Raw genomic sequence first — 20,920 nt, forward strand, 5'->3', positions numbered from 1 at the left:
CTCCGAATCTTTATTTAACGGGAACTTCTTTCATCACGTAGGCTTCAATCACGTCGTCTACCTTGATGTCGTTGTAGTTCTCGATAGTCAGTCCTAATTCATAACCCATCTTAACTTGCTTGACATCGTCCTTGAAACGCTTCAGACTGCCCAGCTTACCTTCGTAGATGACAACGCCATCACGAATCAAACGAACGTCACTATCTGACGTCACGTAGCCTTCAGTCACCATCCCACCGACGATCGTACCGACTTTAGAAGCGTGGAAAATATCCTTAACTTCAATTTCACCGATAATTTCTTCTTCGTAGGTTGGTTCCAGCATCCCTTTCATCGCCGTCTCAATTTCATCAATGGCGTTGTAGATGACGTTGTGCAAGCGAATGTCGACCTTGTCGCCATCGGCTTGAGCCCGTGCTTGTGGGGTTGGCCGAACGTTGAACCCAATGATGATGGCATCTGAGGCTTCCGCCAGAGTAACGTCACTTTCATTGATGGCCCCAACGGCAGAGTGAATGATGTTGACCCGAACACCGGATACATCGATTTTCTTCAAGCTACCAGCTAAGGCTTCAACGGAACCTTGAACATCGGCCTTGATGATAACGTCAACTTCCTTCATTTCGCCTTCCTTAAGGGAATCGAAGAGGTTGTCTAACGTCACATGGCTAGTGTTCCCACGTTCCTTGACCAAGGCTTCCTTGGCCCGTTCTTCACCAGCTGCCCGCGCCGTCTTTTCGTCATCGAAGACGATAAACCGGTCACCGGCTTCTGGCACGTCGTTTAACCCAGTGATTTCAACTGGCGTAGAAGGAACGGCGTCTTTGATCCGTCGGCCACGTTCGTTGACCATCGTCCGGACACGACCAAAGGTGTTCCCAACTACGATTGGGTCCCCAACGTGCAACGTTCCTTGTTGTACCAGTAAGGTTGCAACGGAACCTTGACCTTGGTCCAAGCGGGCTTCGATCACACTACCAGCACCATTTTGAACAGGGTTGGCCTTCAATTCAAGCACTTCGGATTGAAGTAAGATCATGTCGAGCAATTCGTCGATGTTCTTCCCAAACTTCGCAGAAATTTCAACGAAGATGGTATCGCCACCCCAGTCTTCAGGAATCAATTCGTATTCCGTCAATTGTTCCATAACGTGGTTCGGGTTAGCACCCGGCTTATCGATTTTGTTAACGGCAACGATGATTGGCGTCCCCGCAGCCTTCGCATGGTGAATGGCTTCGATAGTTTGTGGCATCACACCATCATCGGCAGCAACAACCAAGACAGTGATGTCGGTAATTTCGGCACCACGCGCCCGCATTTCGGTAAAGGCCGCATGTCCTGGGGTATCCAAGAAGGTGATCAGCTTGTCATTGTAGTGGACTTGGTAAGCCCCAATGGCCTGCGTGATCCCACCGGCTTCACCATCGGTAATGTGCGAGTGACGTAAGTGGTCAAGCAGTGTCGTCTTACCATGGTCAACGTGACCCATGATGGTAACGACTGGTGCCCGCGTAACTTGGTGTTCCTTGTTAGCCATTTCGGCGTCAAAGAACTTGTCGATGTCGGTCACATCGACTTCAACCTTTTCTTGTGCTTCGATACCATAGTCGTCTGCTAAGACTTCGATCGTATCCTTGTCCAAGGATTGGTTTTGGTTGACCATGACACCCAACATGAAGAGTTTCTTCACGATTTCAGCTGAAGAACGGTGTAAGATCTTGGCCAAATCTTGAGCGTTCATGCCATCCGTATAAACTAAGACTTCTGGTAACGCCTTGTTCTTACGTTCTGGTGCGCCCTTGTGTTGGTTCGTGTCTTTAATCCGTTGGTTCTTCTTATAACGGTTGTTATTATTATTGTTTCGGCGACGGTTATTGCGATTGTTCCGGTTATTCCGGCCCCCGCGACTGTTGCTGCTATTGCCGTTGTTGCTACTCCGCCGACCATTACTATTATTTGTATTATTATTCAAGCTTCCACCAAATCTGCCGGTACCGGTATTATGTTGCTCACTGTGATTACTGCCGGTCTGGCCATTATTTTTATTGTTGTTGCGTTGTTGATTATTGTTGCCACTAGCATTCCGGTTGCCATTGGCCGCACTGTTATTACTGTTGTTGCTGTGCTGCCGACTATTGGCTGGCTTCCCCTGATGGTTATTATTGCCACCATTAGCAGTTGCCTTATGGGTTGTCTGATTCCCGGTACCGTTGCCGTGGTTAGCCGGCCGAGCAGCCTGCGTTTTCACGGGTTGTTTGGCCGAGGATGTTGCTTTAGAGGCTGACTGCTTCGGTTGAAAAGCAGCCCGTAACTGACGTTCTTCGTTCTCGCCGAGCGTTGACATATGGTTTTTCACCGGAAAGCCTTTTTCTTCGGCCTTCGCGATGATCTGTTTACTGGAGACATTAATTTCTTTGGCGAGTTCATAAATTCGCTTTTTCCCCATATCTTCACTCTCCTTCATATTCTACCGATCACGAGAACGTCAGGTGGCTACTCTAATAGTTGGTGTAACTTCCGGACGAATCCCGGATCAGTAATGGCAATGACCGTGCGCGCCGACCCAATGGCCGTGCTCAACTGGTCCTTGGTAAACGATTCATTCAATGGGACATCATAGCTCGTCGTCTTGTCACGGAACTGTTTTTGGCTCGACTTGCCAGTATCACTGGCCATCAACACCAATTTTGCAGAACCGTCACGAACAGCAGCTAGGACAAAGGATTCGCCGGTGACCAGCTTACCTGCTCGCCGCACCAACCCCAACAATTGTAAAGCGCGCTCAGAATTAGTCATTGTTAAATAATTCCCGCCGTGCTTGCTGATGGTCAACGTATGCGATGAGATCATCGTAGAATTGATCATCGATTTTAACGCCAAAGGTATGGTCGAAGGTCCGTTCCTGCTTGGCCTTCTTAGCAATGGCAACATCTAAACTGATGTAAGCGCCACGGCCAGATTGCTTGCCGGTCGGATCGATACTAACCTCTTGTTCTTGGTTCCGTACAATGCGGACCAATTGCTTCTTGGGCGCCATTTCCCCGGTCACAATATCCTTGCGCATGGGGACTTTCCGTTGTTTCATGGACCCAAACCTCCTTAAGGTGGACGTTATTCGGCCGTTTGGTCGTTAGCGTCGCTGGTAGTTTCACTCGTTGGTTCTGCGGCATCCGTCTCAGGGGCGTCAGCGGCTACGTCTTCAGTGGTTGCTGAATCTGTAGCCGTTGCTGGTGCCTCCGTAGCTTCTGCATCAGCCGTCTCAACGTCGTCGGTAACAACGTCTGCGTTATCAGGAGCAACGTCTGTTGACGCGCCATTTTCCTGATCAGCTTCCATTATAGCAGATGCTTCGGATTCTGATTTAATATCAATCTTATAACCGGTTAACTTTGCGGCTAAACGAGCGTTTTGGCCTCGCTTACCGATAGCTAAGGACAATTGATAGTCAGGAACGACAACTTCACAGGCCCGTTCGTTGTTTGGATCAAAGATAACGTCCAAGACTTCAGCAGGGTTCAACGCGTTGGCGATAAACTTCGCTTGGTCTTCAGTCCATTCAACAATGTCCATGTTTTCGCCGCCAAGTTCGTTCACGATAGTTTGAACCCGTTGCCCACGGGGACCAACACTCGTCCCGACTGGATCGATGTCCGGGTTATTCGACCGAACAGCAACCTTGGCTCGGTCACCAGCTTCACGGGCGATGGCCATGATTTCCACGGTCCCGTCGTAAATTTCTGGAACTTCTTGTTCGAACAAACGCTTCAATAAGTCAGCGTGAGTCCGACTAACGAAGACTTGTGGGCCCTTCGTGGCGTTTTCCACACGGGTCACGTAAACCTTGATGCGGTCGTGAATCCGGTAAGTTTCGTTAGGCATTTGATCCTGACGACCCATGACGGCTTCGACCTTACCCAAGCTCACGTAAACGAAACGAGAGTCTTGACGTTCAACCTCACCAGTCACGATTTCATTTTCGTATTGGCTGTATTGGTTGTAGATGATGTTCCGTTCGGCTTCCCGAACCCGTTGCAAGATGACCTGCTTAGCCGTCTGAGCTGCGATCCGACCAAAGTTCTTTGGCGTCACCTCAAACTTAATGTCATCGCCAAGTTCGTAACCCTTGTTGATGGTCAAGGCTTCATCCAAGCCAACTTCCAAGCGTGAATCGTACACTTGGTCAACGACCTTCTTCACAGCAAAAACGTGAATGTCACCCTTACGTTGGTCAAAGTTAACTTCAACGTTTTGGGCTTGGTCGTAGTTACGCTTGTATGCTGAAACTAAAGCGGCTTCCAGGGCATCGATCACAATTTGCTTATCGATTCCCTTTTCCGTTTCGAGGACGTCTAAGGCCCCCAATAATTCTTTACTCATGGTGTGCTACGCTCCTTATTTAGTTAGAACTTGATGGCTAAGCGGGCTTGCGCAATGGCATCGCGAGGAATCGTCAGGGTCTTGATACGACCCTTCAAATTAACCTTGAGATCCATGCTATCATCCGTCAGCGTCAATAACGTTCCTTCATAAACCTTACTCTGGCCGATCTTTTGGTACAGGGATACGTGGATGTAATCGCCCACGGCCCGTTCAAAATCTTCCGGCTTCTTTAACGGTCGTTCAGCTCCCGGTGAGGATACCTCTAAGAAGTAAGCTTGAGGAATGGGATCTGGATCAAGAGAGTCCATCTTTTCGGACACCTCATCACTGACCATCGCACATTCTTCAATATTGATGCCACCAGGCTTATCAATGTAGAGCCGCAGGTACCAGCTCTTACCTTCCTTGACAAATTCAACGTCAACTAATTCAAACTGATGCTGCGCCACGATTGGCTGAGCTAGGTCTGTTACGGTCTCGACGACAGTACTCAAAAAATTCCGCCTCCTACATTTTTCCATTAAAAAGAGTGAGCAATGACTGCTCACTCATTTAAAAAACGAGTTTAACTACAAACACTAGAATACACCAGTTCTCCGGCGATTGCAACCATTGCGCCACCTGCTATTCGACCGTCATCAGGAGTAAAATGAATCCGGCCGCCGTAATGAACTCAAACACCAGAAAGTTCAGCCGCGTTGTGGCCATCTCACGTAAACTGATAGCCTTGATAATCGTCAGGACAAATGCTGCCAGGAAATAGGCCACAACTAGCGCCAAAAATGGGGTTGCGACCACTGTTGCCAGAGTGCCAAACAGAATGTACCCCAAACCAATCAAACAATAACCTGCTAGAAAAATCCACCCATCTGGTAAGCCTACAAATCGCCGTAACATGGTGAACACCCGCTTTCGGTAAAGTTTATTAATGGTTCTATTATTCCTCACTGCTATTATAACATGAAACAGCCGTTTTGTAAGCGGTTACAGTCCTTTAATTCGGTTAATCCCGTGATTTCTGAAAGTCGGTTTTGAAGCTGGATTAGTTAAGGTCGTCCGCACTCCGGCTGCCAGAGATTCCGCCTGCTGTGGGGACGCTTCAGCCTGGAAGGACACCAGTCTTCTCGCTCGCTTTGAAGCCACGAAGACCGCGTGTCTCCAAAGTCGCCCATCGTGGTAGCTGCCAGCTACCACGATTTCCACGGCTGGCTGCATCCCTGGCCTCCTCCGGCTCTGATTGTGCATTCTGGCAGTATGGTTTTGAATCATCTCACTAGTTTTAAATAGTTATGCTGCAACTCTAACGCCAACACTTAACATTTTACATATGGCATTGGCAATTAGCTTTTTGTTTCTAACGTCGTTCCCAAACCATCAGAAGTAGCTGACTACCTCAGACTCAATTGTCGCTGAGCCCGATTCCACCTTACAGACATTGGCTGTATAAGCAAAAAAACTGCCGATGCTATCCAAGAAAATCAGATAGCATCAGCAGTTTTAGTAACTACATAACTTTTCGATAAACCCTACGACTGTCGCAGCCCATATCTGGTGACCGGTAAGGCGAACGAACCGCTACACGATTGATTACATCATGTCGTCAAATAAGCTCAATTGGTTTTCGTCTGGCAAACCAGTCAAAACACCGTTTTCCGTCATGAAGTCGATAATCGTCTTGGAGACCTTGCCCCGCTTAGCCAAGTCCTCTTTCGAGATAAATGGCCGGTCGTTTCTAGCGGCCACAATCTGCTTGGCTACGTTCAACCCCAGCCCAGGTGCGGCTTGGAACGGCGCAATCAGCGTGTCGCCATCGATGATCCAATCGGCCGCATCGGAGCGGTTCAAATCAATCATCTTAAACTTAAAGCCCCGTTCAAGCATTTCATTGGCCAGTTCCAGCACCGTCAACAGGTTCTTGTCCTTGGTCGACGCGTCCATCCCCTGGTCATTGATTGCCTTCATGGCAGCCTTCACAGCCGTTTTTCCTTGTGACATGGCCACAACATCGAAGTCGTCGGCCCGCACGGAGAAGTAAGCGGCGTAGTAAATGATTGGGAAGTAGACCTTGAAGTAAGCTACCCGCAACGCCATCAAGACGTAGGCAGCGGCATGGGCCCGCGGGAACATGTACTTGATCTTCAAACAAGAATCAATGTACCAGTCCGGACAATCCGTCTGCTTCATCTTTTCTTGCCATTCGTCTGGAATCCCCCGGCCCTTCCGCACGTGTTCCATGACTTGGAAAGACGTTTCGGAATCGAGGCCGAAGTTGATCAAGTCGGTCATGATGTTATCCCGACACCCAATGACGTTGGCGATGGTCGCGGTTCCGGCCTTGATTAATTCTTCGGCGTTCCCTAACCACACATCGGTCCCATGAGACAGACCGGAGATTTGCAGCAGTTGTGAGTAGTTCTTCGGGTGGGTTTCTTCCAGCATCCCCCGAACAAATCGCGTCCCAAATTCCGGCACCCCTAACGTCCCGGTCTTGGACTGAATTTGTTCCGGCGTGACCCCTAGCGAATCCGTTCCGGAAAACAGTGCCATGACGCCCGGGTCATCCATTGGAATCGTCTGCGGATCGACCCCGGACAAATCTTGCAGGGTCCGAATCATGGTCGGGTCATCATGTCCCAGAATATCAATTTTCAAAATATTATCATGGATCGAATGGAAATCAAAGTGGGTCGTTTGCCAAGCAGCGGTCTGGTCATCGGCTGGATACTGAATCGGCGTGAAGTCGTAGATCTCCATGTAATCCGGCACAACGATGATTCCCGCGGGATGTTGACCGGTCGTCCGTTTGACCCCGGTCGCGCCCTTAGCTAGGCGGTCGATTTCGGCGCCCCGGAAGGTCTGTTCCGTATCACGCTCGTACGCCTTCACGTAGCCGTAAGCGGTCTTGTCGGCCACCGTCCCAATCGTCCCGGCCCGGTAAACGTTCTTCTCACCGAACAAGACTTTGGTATAGTTATGCGCGATGGGTTGGTAGTCCCCGGAGAAGTTCAAATCGATATCGGGGACCTTGTTTCCTTTGAACCCTAAGAAAGTTTCGAACGGAATGTTGTGCCCGTCGCCAATCATCAGCGTCCCGCACTTCGGGCAATTCTTTTCGGGTAAATCGTATCCCGAGCTGTATTCCCCTTTGGTATAGAAGTGCGAGTACTGACAGTTAGGACAACGGTAGTGCGGTGGCAACGGGTTAACCTCGGTGATTCCGGTAAATGTCGCCACGACACTGGACCCGACGGACCCCCGTGACCCAACCAAGTACCCATCCTTGTTGGACTTGGCTACTAACCGTTGGGCAATCAAATAAATCACGGAGAACCCGTTCCCAATGATCGACTTCAATTCCCGGTCAACTCGGTGTTGGACTAGCTCTGGTAGCGGATCACCGTACCAAGCATGCGCCGTATCCATGGTTCGTTGCCGAATTTCATCTTCGGCCCCTTCCATCCGCGGCGTATACAGTTTGTCCTTCAGGGGGTGAACTTCATCGACATCGTTCGCAATCTTTTGCGTGTTGGTCACGACGATTTCCTTGGCCACGTCCTCGCCCAAATAGGAGAAGTCCGCCAACATTTCGTTGGTCGTCAAGAAGTGCACGTCCGGGAGTTCCTGCCGGTTCAGGGGATTGGCTCCCCCTTGTGAATGAATCAGGATCTTCCGGTAAATATAGTCCTCGGGATTCAGGTAGTGCACATCCCCAGTGGCCACGACTGGCTTGTTCAAATCATGACCGAGCTTGACCATGTTGCCGACGATCTCTTCTAGGTTCGCTTCATCGGCTATCAATCCGGAATCAATCAGCGGTTGATAGGCCGCCTTAGGTTGTACTTCGAGATAATCATAGTATTTGGCCTTAGCAGCGGCTTCCACTTGCCCCTTTTGCATCATCGCCGTGAAGACTTCGCCTGAGGAACAGGCAGAGCCGACGATAATCCCCTCGCGGTAGTGGTCGAGCACGCTCCGTGGCACTCGTGGTACCCGGTAGTAGTAGTCCACGTTGGACGCCGAGACCAGTTTGAACATGTTCTTCAAGCCTGCCTGCGTCTTGGCAATCAAAATGGCATGACTTGGCCGCGCATGTTTATACGCGTCATTATCGGTCATGTGATCGTTCAACTGGTCGTGATACTGGATATCATAACGATCTTCGGCATCCTTCAAGAACAGATAGTTCAGGTGACCCGTCGACTCTGCATCATAAACGGCCCGGTGATGGTGTTCCAAGCTCACGTGGAACCGCTTAGCCAAGGTGTTCAACCGGTAACTCTTTAACGTCGGGTACAAGAACCGCGCCAACGTTAAGGTATCGATGATGGGATTACTGATCTCAGACATGCCGTGCCGTTGATACCCGGTGTTCATGAACCCCACGTCAAACGTGACGTTATGCCCAACGATAATCGCGTCGCCACAGAACTCCCGGAAGAGCTTGAAGACTTCTTCTTCCGACTTCGACCCGGCAACCATATCATCGGTGATACTGGTCAAATTCGTGGTCTGCTCGGACAGTGGAAATCCGGGATCGATGAACTCTTCAAACTGGTCGATGACGTTCTTATGCTGCATCTTAACGGCCGACAGTTCAATGACCTTGTCATAAATGGCTGACAGCCCAGTGGTTTCCACGTCAAAGACAACGTACGTGGCACCGTCTAGCGGGACGTGTGCGCTGTTGTACCCGATAGGCACCCCATCATCCACCAGATTGGCCTCGACCCCGTAAAGCATCTTAATTCCCGCCTTAGCGGATGAATTAAAGGCCGCAGGGAACCCTTGCACGTCGGCGTGATCCGTAATTGCCAGGGCCGGCATGCCCCATTTTTTCGCCTGATTGACGTAATCTTCAATGGGATTAGTCGCATCCATCTGACTCATGGTCGTATGCAGGTGGAGTTCCACCCGTTTTTCATCGGCCGGCGCCGTGTCCTGGCGACTGGCATGCTTGACTTCGTTGATATCGTAGGCGTTTAACGCCAGGTCACGCATGAAGCTATCCTCTTGGACGCTCCCACGAACCTTGACCCAACTGCCTTCGGTAACCCCAGCAAATTGGGCTTCGTCTTCGGCCCCCCGGGAGAACTTCTTGACCACGATTGATGACGTGTAGTCGGTGATCTTAATGGTCAATAATTGCCGACCCGACCGTAATTTCCGTACTTCCTTGTCAAAAACGTAGCCCTCAACAATGACGGAGCGTTCTTCTTGGACAATATCGGCCATCCGCATGATCGGTTGGTCACCCTTAATGGTCTTCCCAATCTGTGTGGGTCCCTCGGCGGCTGGCGTATCGCCCTGACTCTGCCGCTTTTGGTTAGCCTTCTCGATGGCTGCTGCGGCCTGTTGTGCGAGTTGCGCATCCGTCTTTTCCTGACGCGCCTTAAACTCGTCGATCTTAGCCTGCGACTTCGATTCGTCGATCATGACGTGAATGTTGAATTTAGGGAAACCAGCATTCCGGTAGGTATCCTCAATGGGACCTAACGCCTGATTGCTCAGAAAATCCTTCACGACCTCGTTTTGTGCGTACAGGAGGACCCGTCCGTCCGGATCTAGCTCTGGTACCTGGGACTGACACAACTCCTGAATCAAATTGCTCGTCAGCCCACTGTTCTTGACGACCCACTGCCAATAGTCACCTAAGGCGCGGTTCGTGAGTTCTGGTTCCGCAATTAAAAAGGTGTTTTCCACCGTCGCAATCTCGCGAAAGGCAATCTGCAGATGATTTTGAAATTCCGCAAAGGCCGTAAACGGTAGAATGCTGGGCACGTTTAAATAAAAATGCCACCGACGTGACTGTTCATGAACCGTCAAATGGTCAATCGTAGCCGTTTGAAAGTACGGTTGCTCGGCCGCACTGGTTAAATCTAATTGTTGTAAGAGCTTTTCAAATAAAGCATGGCGATCTTCGTCCACGAGCGAACTCCTTTCAACTGTCTTGCTTACAAGTTATCTTGATATCATAGTAATTTAAAATTTGTGTAAATTGGCCCGCACTGCGGCTGCCAGGGATTCCGCCTGCTGTGGGGACGCTTCAGACTGGAAGAACACCAGTCTTCTCGCTCGATTTGAAGCCGCGAAGACCACGCGTCTCCAAAGTCGCCCATATTGTTAGCTAGCCAACGGCCAGCTAACAATATTCTCACGGCTGGCTACATCCCTGGCCTCCTCCGGCTCTGATTGTACTCTACCACAACAACTGTTGATCGGCTGATATCCTATTCCGTGGTCCCAGGTCATAACGATTTGTATGATTATCCCGAAGTTATCAGAGAGCACACTATGAGTCGAGAGGTCAGCAGATATGGACTCAAGTGCGTCCTGTTCGCACCGCTCCAGTCTATGTCTGTCTGCCAGTGAGGCAAAATTACCAAAGTGCTACCCAACCTACCGTTTAGAATGAAAAAAGCCAGCATTTTTGCTGGCCTTTTCAAGTGTGCTAGTCGATGTCTTTGAATAAGATCTCAACGGTGCTAGCAACTTCGTCTTTAATGACTTCGACCGTTTCACCAGTCTTGCGAATCTTAATTTCAACGATACCTTCGCCGGCCTTCTTACCGATCGTGATCCGCACAGGAATCCCCATGAGGTCAGAATCAGCAAACTTAACGCCTGGGCGTTCTTTCCGGTCATCAGTCAGGACACGGTAACCCTTAGCCGTCAACTGTTCTTCCAGTTCGGTCGTCAGGTTGGCTTGGTCTTCCTTCTTCAGGTTAACTGGGACCAAGTGAATGTCAAATGGCGCGATGTTCCGTGGCCAAACTAGCCCATTTTCATCGGCTTGTTGTTCGGCGATAGCGGACAGTAACCGGCTGACACCGATACCGTAGCACCCCATGATGACAGGCTTTTGCCGGCCACCTTCGTCAAGCACCGTGGCGTTCATGGCATCTGAATACCGGGTCCCTAACTTGAAGATGTGCCCGATTTCGATTCCCTTAGTGAACTTTAGCACACCGGAACCGTCTGGTGACAGGTCACCAGGTTGGACATCCCGCAAATCAGCGTAATCATCGACCCGGAAATCACGGCCAGCATTGGCGTTGATGTAGTGGAACCCATCTTCATCGGCACCAACGGCAACGTTGACCATGTCCCCAACGTATTGGTCGGCCAAGATCTTCACGTCTTCGCCAACACCAACTGGGCCAAGTGAACCAAAGTTGGCGTTCAAGTACTTCTGCGCATCTTCTGGCGTTGCGGGATCTAAGAAGTCCGCACCCAAATAATTTTTCAGCTTGGTCTCGTTGACTTCGTGATCGCCACGAACCAGGACCATCACGGGTTGTTCCTTGTCGGCCACGTATAACATGCTCTTGACCAAGGCAGATGGCTTAACGTCTAAAAATTCGGCAAGCTCATCAATGGTCTTCGCACCAGGAGTCGCAATCTTTTGTAGCTCTTCTGGTTGGGCGTGAGACTTTTTGCTGATGAAGAGGCTCTTAGCCATTTCCAAGTTAGCTGCGTAGTCGGAAGAATCCGAGTAAACGATCGTGTCTTCCCCAACGGGAGCAATGGCGGAGAATTCCTTGGAATCCTTACCACCCATGGCCCCACCATCACCAACGATAGCCCGATAGTTCAAACCAACGCGGTCAAAGATGTTTTCGTAAGCCTGTTCCATTTGGCTGTAGATCCGGTCGAGGTCTTCATCGTTAATGGAGAAGGAGTAAGCATCCTTCATGATGAACTCACGACCTCGAAGTAAGCCATAACGGGGACGGTCTTCATCCCGATACTTGGGTTGGATTTGGTACATGACCAATGGCAAGCGCTTGTAGGACTTGATGGCATCGCGAATCAACATGGTATACGTTTCTTCGTGGGTCGGCCCTAAGATGAAGTCACTGTCATGCCGGTTCTTAAACTTAAACAAGTTCGGACCGTACGTCTCGTAACGGCCAGACTCCTGCCAAAGCGTAGCGGGTAAAATGGCTGGCATCAACGTTTCTACGGCGTCAATTTTGTCCATTTCTTCGCGAATGATCTTTTCGATGTTTTCAACGACCCGGTAAGCCAGTGGCAGATAAGCGTAAACCCCTGCAGTGACCTGGCGAATGTACCCGGCGCGCAACATCATTTGATGGCTAAGCGCTTCTGCCCCATTCGGAACTTCTTTCAAAGTAGGAATGAGTAGTTTCGATTGTTTCATAGTTAAATATTCCCTTCTCTTAACGACCGAATTTGTTAATGAATAAAGTAACGTTCAATATCGTTCCACGTCACAAGTAGCATGAGTAGAACCAAGAACCCTACCCCCACCAACGTAATCGCAGCTTCCACATTTTCCGAAAGTGGCTTACGCCGAATGGCTTCAATAAAGTTTAATAATATTTTACCACCATCCAAGGCTGGAATTGGTAGTAAATTGACAATTGCTAAGTTAATCGACAGGAAGGCCAGGAAGTTCAGAACCCCGACAACCCCGTATTGCGTGGCCTGAGAGGTCGTCGCAAAGATGGCGACGGGTCCACCCAAGTCGTTTAGACTAAAGTGACCAGAGACCATGTGCCACAGAGCGCCAAACAACGCCTTGGTCATGGTCCAAGTCTGCGTAAAGCCAGACGCTAAGATGGCCCCCATATGCTTGTCCTGGGCTTGCGTGATCCCAATCATACCGACCGTCTTGCCATTGGACTTTTCACCAGTCGGCGTCAACGTGATTTTGCGGGTCGTGTCCCCCCGTTTAACGGTCAGAACCGTCCGCTTATTGGCTAACGGTTGAATTGCCGTACTCAGATCCGTCCAACTCGTGGTCTTCTTGCCGTTGACCGCCGTAATCTTGTCGTTAGACTGCACGCCAGCCTTCTTGGCAACGGAAACGGGCGAACTGGCCACCTGAACCTGATTGGTCCCCATGGCGACGCCACCCTGGACAAATGACATCAGCATAAAGGTCACGATGGCCAATAAAATGTTGTTCATTGGTCCGGCGAAATTAGTCATCAACCGGCGACCTAACGAGGCAGCTTGGAACTGAACGTCCTTCGGAGCAATCTGCAACTCGGTCCCGTCACTTTCGATAATCGTGGCGTTATGGGCAACCGGGTAGCGTTTAGCTTCGGCTTCATCCCCGTTTTCATACCCTTCGATCCACAATTCATCTTCCAAATCAGTCCCGGTAACCTCTAACGGAATCCCGTTAAATAGTGTTGATTTCTTACTCGTATTGATTCGTTCAACCTTGCCGGCGTCCCCAACGTATAAGCTCACGGGGGTCCCGGGTTTTAGCTCTTCCTCGTCATCTTCGGCACCCGCCATGCGGACGTACCCACCGACTGGCAGCAGGCGTAACGTATACGTTGTGCCATCCTTGCCGCGGTGATAGACGAGCTTGGGCCCCATCCCAATGGAAAATTCACGCACTAAAATGCCGCCGCGTTTGGCGAAATAAAAGTGACCGAATTCATGCACGATGACCAGAATTCCAAACACAATGATAAAGGTAATAATCGTCGTAATCACAGATGTCGTCCCTTCTTCAATTCGTAGTATCCCCAACTTTTTCTCTGCCACCTAGCATACCCTAAGCACCCTAGACGGCGCAAGCGAACAGCGAGGACTAAATCAAACCGAACAAGTGGATGACTGGCAGTACTAACAGTAAGCTATCAAACCGGTCTAAAATACCACCATGACCGGGTAAGATCTTCCCGGAATCCTTCACGCCATAGTACCGTTTGAGCGCAGACTCGACTAAATCACCAAACTGACCAACGACAGAGAAAATCAACGTCAGTAAGATCATAACGCCTAAGCTTAAATGACCGATTGGGAAGAAGTACCAGAAGACACTCCCAACGATGGTCCCGACAATGGACCCCCCGATGGAGCCTTCCCAAGTCTTGTTGGGACTGATGTGCGGTGCCAGCTTGTTCCGGCCAAATTTCCGCCCAATCATGTAGGCCCCAGAATCAGTGGTCCAAACGATAAATAGCGCGTACAACAAGGCAACTAAGCTAACCGCTCTGGCCGCGATAAAGAAGTGAAACCCGATCCCGATGTACAGCATGCTCAGGGTGATCACCCCGGCATCGTCAAAGGAGAACCGGTTGCGTGATACCACCGTCCGTAACAAGAGTAACAGCACAAACAGGTACACGATGTACCAGGGACTCAAGAACTTTGGCAGATCTGCCCACCAACTCTGTGGCGCAATAACGGCTAAAATCCCGATGCCAGAAATAATGGCTTCTGCACTGACCAACAATTTCTTCCGCATAATCAAGATTTCCGATAAGGCTACTAGCCCTAAAGCAAACCCCGCAATGTCGATCCAAATATGACCCGCCACGATAATGGGAATAAATATAATTAAGGCGACAACCGCCGTGATAACCCGTTGTTTCATCTTCCAAGCTCCTTAGTTTCTTTAAATTACCCCTTAGCGGGCGTCAACCCACCGAACCGTCGGTGGCGCTGTTGATATTCATAAATCGCTTGTTCTAACGCTGTCTGGTCGAAATCAGGCCAGTGTTGCTGCGTGAACACAAATTCACTGTAGGCGACCTGCCATAACATAAAGTTCGATAGGCGTTCCTCACCACTCGTCCGAATCAAGAGGTCCGGATCACGGAGGTCACCCAGATCTGCCGTCATCAGCTGCTGGTCAATGGCCGCTTCGTCAATGGCTGCTGGATCTAACTTGCCCGCCTTGACCTCCTCAGCCAGGTTTTGCACCGCCGTGACGATTTCGGCCCGACCACCATAGTTCAACGCGAAGTTCAGGACCATTCCGGTACAATCTGCGGTATCGGCAATGGCATCACGAACGGCCTTTTGGGTCGCGGCTGGTAACTGGTCCGTGTAGCCCATGACCTTGACGCGAATGTTGTTCTTGATCAGATCAGGCACGAACGTCCCAAAGAAGTCGACTGGGAGTTTCATCAGGTAATTGACTTCCGCCGTTGGCCGTTTCCAATTTTCGGTCGAGAAGGCGTATAGAGTCAACACCTTCACCCCTAAGTGGCTAGCTGCGGTGGCCACCGTCTTCACGGTATCCATCCCCTGCTTGTGGCCAGCGATTCGTGGTAAATGACGTTGTTGCGCCCACCGACCATTACCATCCATGATAATAGCGACGTGAGCGGGGATGTTGGCTTCGTCAAGTTGAAGCTCTTCCACCTCGCCCGTCGATTGATTTTTATTTAAGAATGAAAACACAGCGCACCTCCATTGGTCTTTACAACCTCTCATCATAACAAAAAAAGGACCGGGAAACTATCCCGGCCCCCAAATTGAGCGAAATCTTTAGCTTTTGACCGGCTGATTACTCGATTAACCGCCATTCGCCACGCTTAGCATCCGCTAACGTTCCGAAGTAGCTTAACAGCTTGTTGGCGTCATCGGCGCTAACTTGACCTAAGAGGTTCAGGCCTTCCCCAGTTGGTAATGGGTCGGATAAGTCGGTAATTTCATTGCCGTTTTCAATCGTTGCCTTAGAGAACGCAACAATCCAATCGTCCCCAATCAATTGGGTCACTACGAAGAATAAGTTAAAGTCATCGCTGACAAAGGCGGGTTGGGCATACACACCGTCTTGGATTTGTTCCAGTTCTGCACCATTGTAGTTCAAAATTGAAATGTTTTCGGCGTTAACTTCGTTGTTCAAACGGAAAACCATTTTCCCGAATTCTTCAGTTCCGGGGGTGATTTCTACGTTTTGTTGATCTTGGTTATCTTCTGCCATCTTAAAACGCTCCTTACTCTAATCAGATTTAGTCGGTTAAGACTTCTTTTTCTTTATCGGCCGCAATCGCATCGACGCTCTTGATGGCCTTGTCGGTAACCTTTTGGACTTGGTCCTCTAAGTTGTGCAAGTCATCATCGGTGTAATCGCCATCCTTGTGGCCCTTTTTGATGCTATCCATGGCGTCACGACGAACGTTCCGCACGGCAACCTTGCCTTCTTCGGCAGTAGCCTTCACACGCTTGGCAATTTCTTTACGCCGTTCCTCAGTCAATTGTGGAATGACCAAACGAATGGCCGTCCCGTCATTGGCAGGGGTAATCCCAACATCAGATTCCATGATGCCCTTTTCGATGTCTTCAAGCGCAGACTTATCGTATGGGGTAACCATTAAGATGCGGGGTTCAGGAATCGTGATGGAAGCCACTTGGTTCAGTGGTGTTTGGGCATCGTAGTAGTTCACCATGACCCGGTTTAAAATACTAGCGTTGGCCCGGCCAGCACGAATCGTTCCCAATTCACGTTTGAGGGCTTCTTCCGCCTTTTTCATTTTTGATTCTGCAGTAGTAATTATCTGATCAGCCATATCTATTTTCCCCTAACTGTGGTCCCGATGTTTTCGCCTTCAACGACCCGGCGAATGTTACCGGGTTCGTTTAAGTTGAAGACAACAAACGGGATATCATTGTCCATTGAAAGTGAGCTAGCCGTCGTATCCATGACGTGTAAGCCCTTGTTGATAATGTCCAGTTGCGTCAGCTTATCAAACTTAACGGCCTTGGGATCCTTGTTAGGATCAGCAGAGTAAATTCCGTCGACCCCATTCTTAGCCATTAAGATAGCATCAGCATTGATTTCGGCTGCCCGCAAAGCAGCGGTCGTATCCGTGGAGAAGTAAGGACTACCCGTTCCCCCAGCAAAGATAACGACGCGTTCCTTCTCCAAGTGCCGAATTGCTTTCCGTCGAATGTACGGCTCAGCAATCTGCCGCATCTCAATAGAAGTCTGAACGCGCGTTGGCACGCCAATTGACTCCAAGTTATCTTGTAATGCCAAAGCATTCATGATGGTTGCTAACATGCCAATGTAGTCGGCTTGTGCGCGTTCCATGCCCATTTGTGCGCCAGCTTCGCCACGCCACATGTTACCGCCACCAACCACAATAGCGATTTGGATTCCTAAGTTATAGACATCCTTGACCTCTTCCGCTACGGTTTTAATTACTGGCGGATTGATCCCAAATCCCTTGTCACCGGCCAAAGCCTCGCCACTGAGTTTGAGCATAATCCGCTTATACTTTACGTCCGCCATTGTGTTTCCTCCTATTGTATTCTGACAATAATTCTATCATACTTACACCCTTTAGTGATAGTCAGGGGGTACGAAATCCCTGGTTTGTCACCAAAAAGTTTTTATTTTTACTTTTTGCTTAGTCGTTAACCCTAAATCAGTCTAATCTGGTCGCACTGCGGCTGCCAGCCGGTAAAGCAAGTAGCTCACGAGCTTACCCGATCCACCAGTCGACCCTAACAAAAAAGCGTAGGCCCCTTAGCGGAATCTACGCTTTTTTACGGTTTGCTTAACCGTTGATTTGGTCTTGAACTTCTTTGGCCAAGTCAACCGTTGGCTTTTCGATTCCTTCACCAACTTCGTAACGAACAAAGGTCACTAACTTGCCACCCTTGCTAGCAACGAATTGGCTCACAGTTTGGTCGCCATCCTTAACGAATGGTTGGTCAGCTAAACTGATTTCGGACAAGAACTTGTGTAAACGGCCTTCAACCATCTTTTCGACGATCTTTTCAGGCTTGCCTTCGTTCAAGGCTTCTTGCTTCAGAACTTCGCGTTCGTGTGCTAAACGGTCAGCAGGAATGTCGTCACGTGAGACGAATTCTGGGTTGATCGCAGCAACGTGCATTGCAACGTCCTTAGCAGTTTCTTCATCGGCACCGTCTAAGACAACGACAGCGGCGATTTGGCCACCTTGGTGTAAGTAAGCACCAAAGACTTGGCCATCGGTCTTCTTAACAACGGCGAAACGACGTAATTGAACGTTTTCGCTGGTAACTTGAGTGGTCTTGATGATGGCTTCGTTTAACGTTTCGCCATCGTCAGCCTTCAAAGCTAAAGCAGCATCCAAGTCAGCTGGTTGTTGTGCAGCAATCGTGTCAGCAACCTTGTCAACTAAAGCGTTGAAGGTGTCGTTAGTTGCCACGAAGTCAGTTTCGGAGTTAACTTCGATGATGGCAGCGGTGTTCCCACTAACCTTCACCCGAGCTAAACCGTTAGCAGCAACGTTGCCGCTCTTCTTCTTTGCCTTAGCAATTCCCTTTTCACGCAGGAAATCGATGGCCTTGTCCATGTCGCCTTCAGAAGCAACAAGGGCCTTTTTAGCATCCATCATCCCAACTTGGGTCTTGTCCCGTAATTCTTTTACTTGTGCCGCAGTGATTTTGCTTGCCATGTGTAATGGCCTCCTTTTATCAATTCATCTAATTCACCAAAAAAGACTGACTCAATCTCAGGCCATGAACGGTCCTAAACATTAAGCCAGCCTAAGGTGCTTTAAATCTAGTATTTGGAAAGTGCCGCGAACGACACCTTGCATTTAATTACTTGTTGTCGCCTTCAACGGCGTTAACGATGTCTTCCATCGAGTTGTCAGCGGTCTTCTTGTCGCTCTTAGCGGCATCGGACTTTTGGCCTTCGAAAGTCTTTTCGTCAACTTGGTCTTCACCCTGACGGCCTTCAACGATAGCGTCAGCCATCTTAGAAGTGATCAGACGAACGGCACGGATAGCGTCATCGTTAGATGGGATAACCACGTCAATTTCATCTGGGTCAGTGTTCGTGTCAACCATAGCAACGATCGGAATGTTCAACTTTTGTGCTTCGTGAACAGCGATTTGTTCCTTGCGAGGGTCAACGATGAACATAACGTCAGGCAACTTAGGCATATCTTCGATACCGCCTAAGAACCGTTCCAACTTGTCTTGAGACTTCTTAAGTAAAGAAACTTCCTTCTTAGGAAGAACATCAAACGTACCGTCAGTAGCCATCTTCTTCAATGACTTCAGACGCTTGATCCGCGTTTGGATAGTTTCCCAGTTAGTCAAAGTCCCACCTAACCAACGGTGGTTAACGTAGTATTGACCAGCACGGGTAGCTTCTTCTTCGATAGAGTCTTGCGCTTGCTTCTTAGTCCCAACAAACAGAACAACGGCGCCTTTAGCAGCTTCGTCCTTCATGTAGTTGTAAGCAACGTCGATCAACTTCACCGTCTTTTGTAAATCGATGATGTAGATACCGTTACGTTCCGTAAAGATGTATTGCTTCATCTTTGGGTTCCAACGACGGGTTTGGTGACCAAAGTGGACACCGGCTTCGAGCAGTTGTTTCATTGAAATAACAGCCATGATAAAATGCCTCCAAATAGTTTTTGATTTCCTCCCCCACAATCAATTGACTGGAGAACTCGCAAGCGAGCACCCCTCCGGTCATCACGCGAGGTGTGAATTGGCGCATACGCACCGAAAGTTATTATACAAAACTGACTGGCTAAACACAAGCTAAAATCCTAAACTTTCTAATAAAATTGGCTTTCCCAGGAGAATATGGTAAACTGCTTAGGTCACAAATGAGGAGGAACCAGCATGATAAAAGCGGTCGTCTTCGATGTCGATGACACGCTCTATGACCAAAAGGCCCCCTTCACGGCAGCGTTAGCACCGTTACTCAAGTTGCCCGAAGCCGCGGACCTCAGTTTGGCTTTCCAAACTTACCGGCAACAAAGTGCCGCCGCTTACGAACAAGTGGCCGCCGGTATTTGGTCTCACGAAGAAATGGCTGTTAAACGGTTGAATGCCGCTTTACGCAGTCAAAATATACCCTCGGTGACAACCGAGATAGCCTTAGCTTTCCAAAACGCTTACTGTGCTGGTCTGAAGAAAATCAAGCTTTTTCCTGGACTAGCCAACGCCTTGGACCAGCTTAAGGAACATTACAAATTAGGCATCATCACCAATGGTAAAACGCAACACCAATTGGCGAAAGTGATGCAATTAGAGATGCACCGGTGGATCGACCGCGATGCCATCATGACGTCTGAAGAAACCGGATTGGCCAAACCCGATCCCGAAATCTTCACGCTCATGAATCACCGGTTAAACCTCCGTGCGAGTGAAGTCGTCTACATTGGCGACTGCTATAGCATGGACGTGCGGGCAGCAAAAAAAGCCGGCTGGCAAGCCTTCTGGTTCAACCACCGGAATCTGGAAATGCCCGATGGCGACTGGATTCCCGATCAGACGGTGGGCGATTCCTTCGAGTTACAGGCTCTGCTTCTCGCTTTGACCGCCATCGCCGAAGCTTAACCGGCATCTAGAAACAGCGACTCTTTCCTTTCATGGAGAGTTGTCGCTGTTTTTGTGTCGTTTTAAAGACGGAATCGTGTAGAATGACCGCACTCCGGCTGCCAGGGATTCCGCCCGCTGTGGGGACCGCTTCAGACTGGAAGACCACCAGTCTTCTCGCTCGCTTTGAAGCCACGAAGACCACGTGTCTCCAAAGTCGCCCATCATGGTAGCTTACAGCTACCATGATTTCCATGGCTGGCTACATCCCTGTCCTCCTCCGGCTCACACTGCGTTTTTCCACAGCAAATCATTTAATCCCTACGCCAACAACCATCGATTCATCCTAACTTGAAAAAATTTTCCATTGTTCTCCGTGACGAAAATACCAGCCTTCTCTGTTCAACTTTCATTGGCGAATTCTATAATCAAGTTAGCCACTTAGAATTTAGGACAAAATAAATACACCAAGACGTAGATCTCAGGTATC

17 protein-coding genes are annotated in these 20,920 nt (G+C 49.5%); 1 reads left to right on the forward strand and 16 read right to left on the reverse strand.

Features of this window, described 5'->3' with window-relative positions:
* Positions 1-10 precede the first annotated feature (10 nt).
* The 16 genes from infB to rpsB form a co-directional block, all read right to left on the reverse strand.
* Positions 11-2,446, reverse strand: a complete 2,436-nt coding sequence (gene infB, locus JUF10_RS11310; RefSeq protein ID WP_203642342.1) for a translation initiation factor IF-2 — start codon at positions 2,444-2,446, stop codon at positions 11-13.
* A 47-nt stretch (positions 2,447-2,493) separates the two neighbouring features.
* Positions 2,494-2,796, reverse strand: a complete 303-nt coding sequence (locus tag JUF10_RS11315) for a L7Ae/L30e/S12e/Gadd45 family ribosomal protein (RefSeq protein WP_048735923.1) — start codon at positions 2,794-2,796, stop codon at positions 2,494-2,496.
* A complete protein-coding gene (rnpM, locus tag JUF10_RS11320; RefSeq protein WP_143463139.1) occupies positions 2,789-3,085 on the reverse strand; it encodes an RNase P modulator RnpM in 297 nt (98 codons plus the stop codon). Before rnpM ends, JUF10_RS11315 begins: the two co-directional genes overlap by 8 nt.
* A gap of 26 nt (positions 3,086-3,111) precedes the next feature.
* A complete protein-coding gene (gene nusA / locus JUF10_RS11325) occupies positions 3,112-4,377 on the reverse strand; it encodes a transcription termination factor NusA (protein WP_203642344.1) in 1,266 nt (421 codons plus the stop codon).
* A gap of 23 nt (positions 4,378-4,400) precedes the next feature.
* Positions 4,401-4,874 carry a ribosome maturation factor RimP gene (gene rimP, locus JUF10_RS11330; protein WP_203642346.1) on the reverse strand — a complete coding sequence of 158 codons (474 nt, stop codon included), beginning with the start codon at positions 4,872-4,874 and terminating at the stop codon, positions 4,401-4,403.
* A 130-nt stretch (positions 4,875-5,004) separates the two neighbouring features.
* Complete coding sequence (locus JUF10_RS11335; protein WP_203642348.1) at positions 5,005-5,277, reverse strand: hypothetical protein; 273 nt, start codon at positions 5,275-5,277, stop codon at positions 5,005-5,007.
* A gap of 690 nt (positions 5,278-5,967) precedes the next feature.
* Positions 5,968-10,305, reverse strand: coding sequence for a PolC-type DNA polymerase III (locus JUF10_RS11340; RefSeq protein WP_203642350.1), 4,338 nt, complete (start codon positions 10,303-10,305; stop codon positions 5,968-5,970).
* A gap of 523 nt (positions 10,306-10,828) precedes the next feature.
* Entirely contained in the window at positions 10,829-12,541 is a 1,713-nt protein-coding gene (locus JUF10_RS11345) for a proline--tRNA ligase (protein ID WP_203642352.1), read from the reverse strand.
* 35 nt (positions 12,542-12,576) lie between these two features.
* Positions 12,577-13,854, reverse strand: coding sequence for an RIP metalloprotease RseP (rseP, locus tag JUF10_RS11350; protein WP_203642374.1), 1,278 nt, complete (start codon positions 13,852-13,854; stop codon positions 12,577-12,579).
* 97 nt (positions 13,855-13,951) lie between these two features.
* Positions 13,952-14,740: a phosphatidate cytidylyltransferase gene (locus JUF10_RS11355; RefSeq protein WP_203642354.1), complete on the reverse strand. Its 789-nt coding sequence runs from the start codon at positions 14,738-14,740 to the stop codon at positions 13,952-13,954.
* A 26-nt stretch (positions 14,741-14,766) separates the two neighbouring features.
* Complete coding sequence (gene uppS / locus JUF10_RS11360; protein ID WP_236008216.1) at positions 14,767-15,552, reverse strand: undecaprenyl pyrophosphate synthase; 786 nt, start codon at positions 15,550-15,552, stop codon at positions 14,767-14,769.
* Positions 15,553-15,658: 106 nt separating this feature from the next.
* Complete coding sequence (locus JUF10_RS11365) at positions 15,659-16,078, reverse strand: hypothetical protein (protein WP_143463147.1); 420 nt, start codon at positions 16,076-16,078, stop codon at positions 15,659-15,661.
* A gap of 28 nt (positions 16,079-16,106) precedes the next feature.
* Positions 16,107-16,664, reverse strand: coding sequence for a ribosome recycling factor (gene frr, locus JUF10_RS11370; protein WP_373301342.1), 558 nt, complete (start codon positions 16,662-16,664; stop codon positions 16,107-16,109).
* A 2-nt stretch (positions 16,665-16,666) separates the two neighbouring features.
* A complete protein-coding gene (pyrH, locus tag JUF10_RS11375; protein WP_143463149.1) occupies positions 16,667-17,389 on the reverse strand; it encodes a UMP kinase in 723 nt (240 codons plus the stop codon).
* Between the two features lie 268 nt (positions 17,390-17,657).
* A complete protein-coding gene (gene tsf / locus JUF10_RS11380; protein ID WP_203642356.1) occupies positions 17,658-18,542 on the reverse strand; it encodes a translation elongation factor Ts in 885 nt (294 codons plus the stop codon).
* Between the two features lie 148 nt (positions 18,543-18,690).
* Positions 18,691-19,494: a 30S ribosomal protein S2 gene (rpsB, locus tag JUF10_RS11385; RefSeq protein WP_203642358.1), complete on the reverse strand. Its 804-nt coding sequence runs from the start codon at positions 19,492-19,494 to the stop codon at positions 18,691-18,693.
* A gap of 237 nt (positions 19,495-19,731) precedes the next feature.
* Between rpsB and JUF10_RS11390 the strand changes: the two genes are divergently transcribed.
* Positions 19,732-20,451 (forward strand): HAD family hydrolase, encoded by a 720-nt coding sequence (locus JUF10_RS11390; protein WP_203642360.1) that lies wholly within the window; start codon positions 19,732-19,734, stop codon positions 20,449-20,451.
* Positions 20,452-20,920 lie beyond the last annotated feature (469 nt).

Origin of the sequence: Levilactobacillus andaensis, from assembly GCF_016861695.1 — a bacterium.
Taxonomy (GTDB): Bacteria; Bacillota; Bacilli; order Lactobacillales; family Lactobacillaceae; genus Levilactobacillus; species Levilactobacillus andaensis.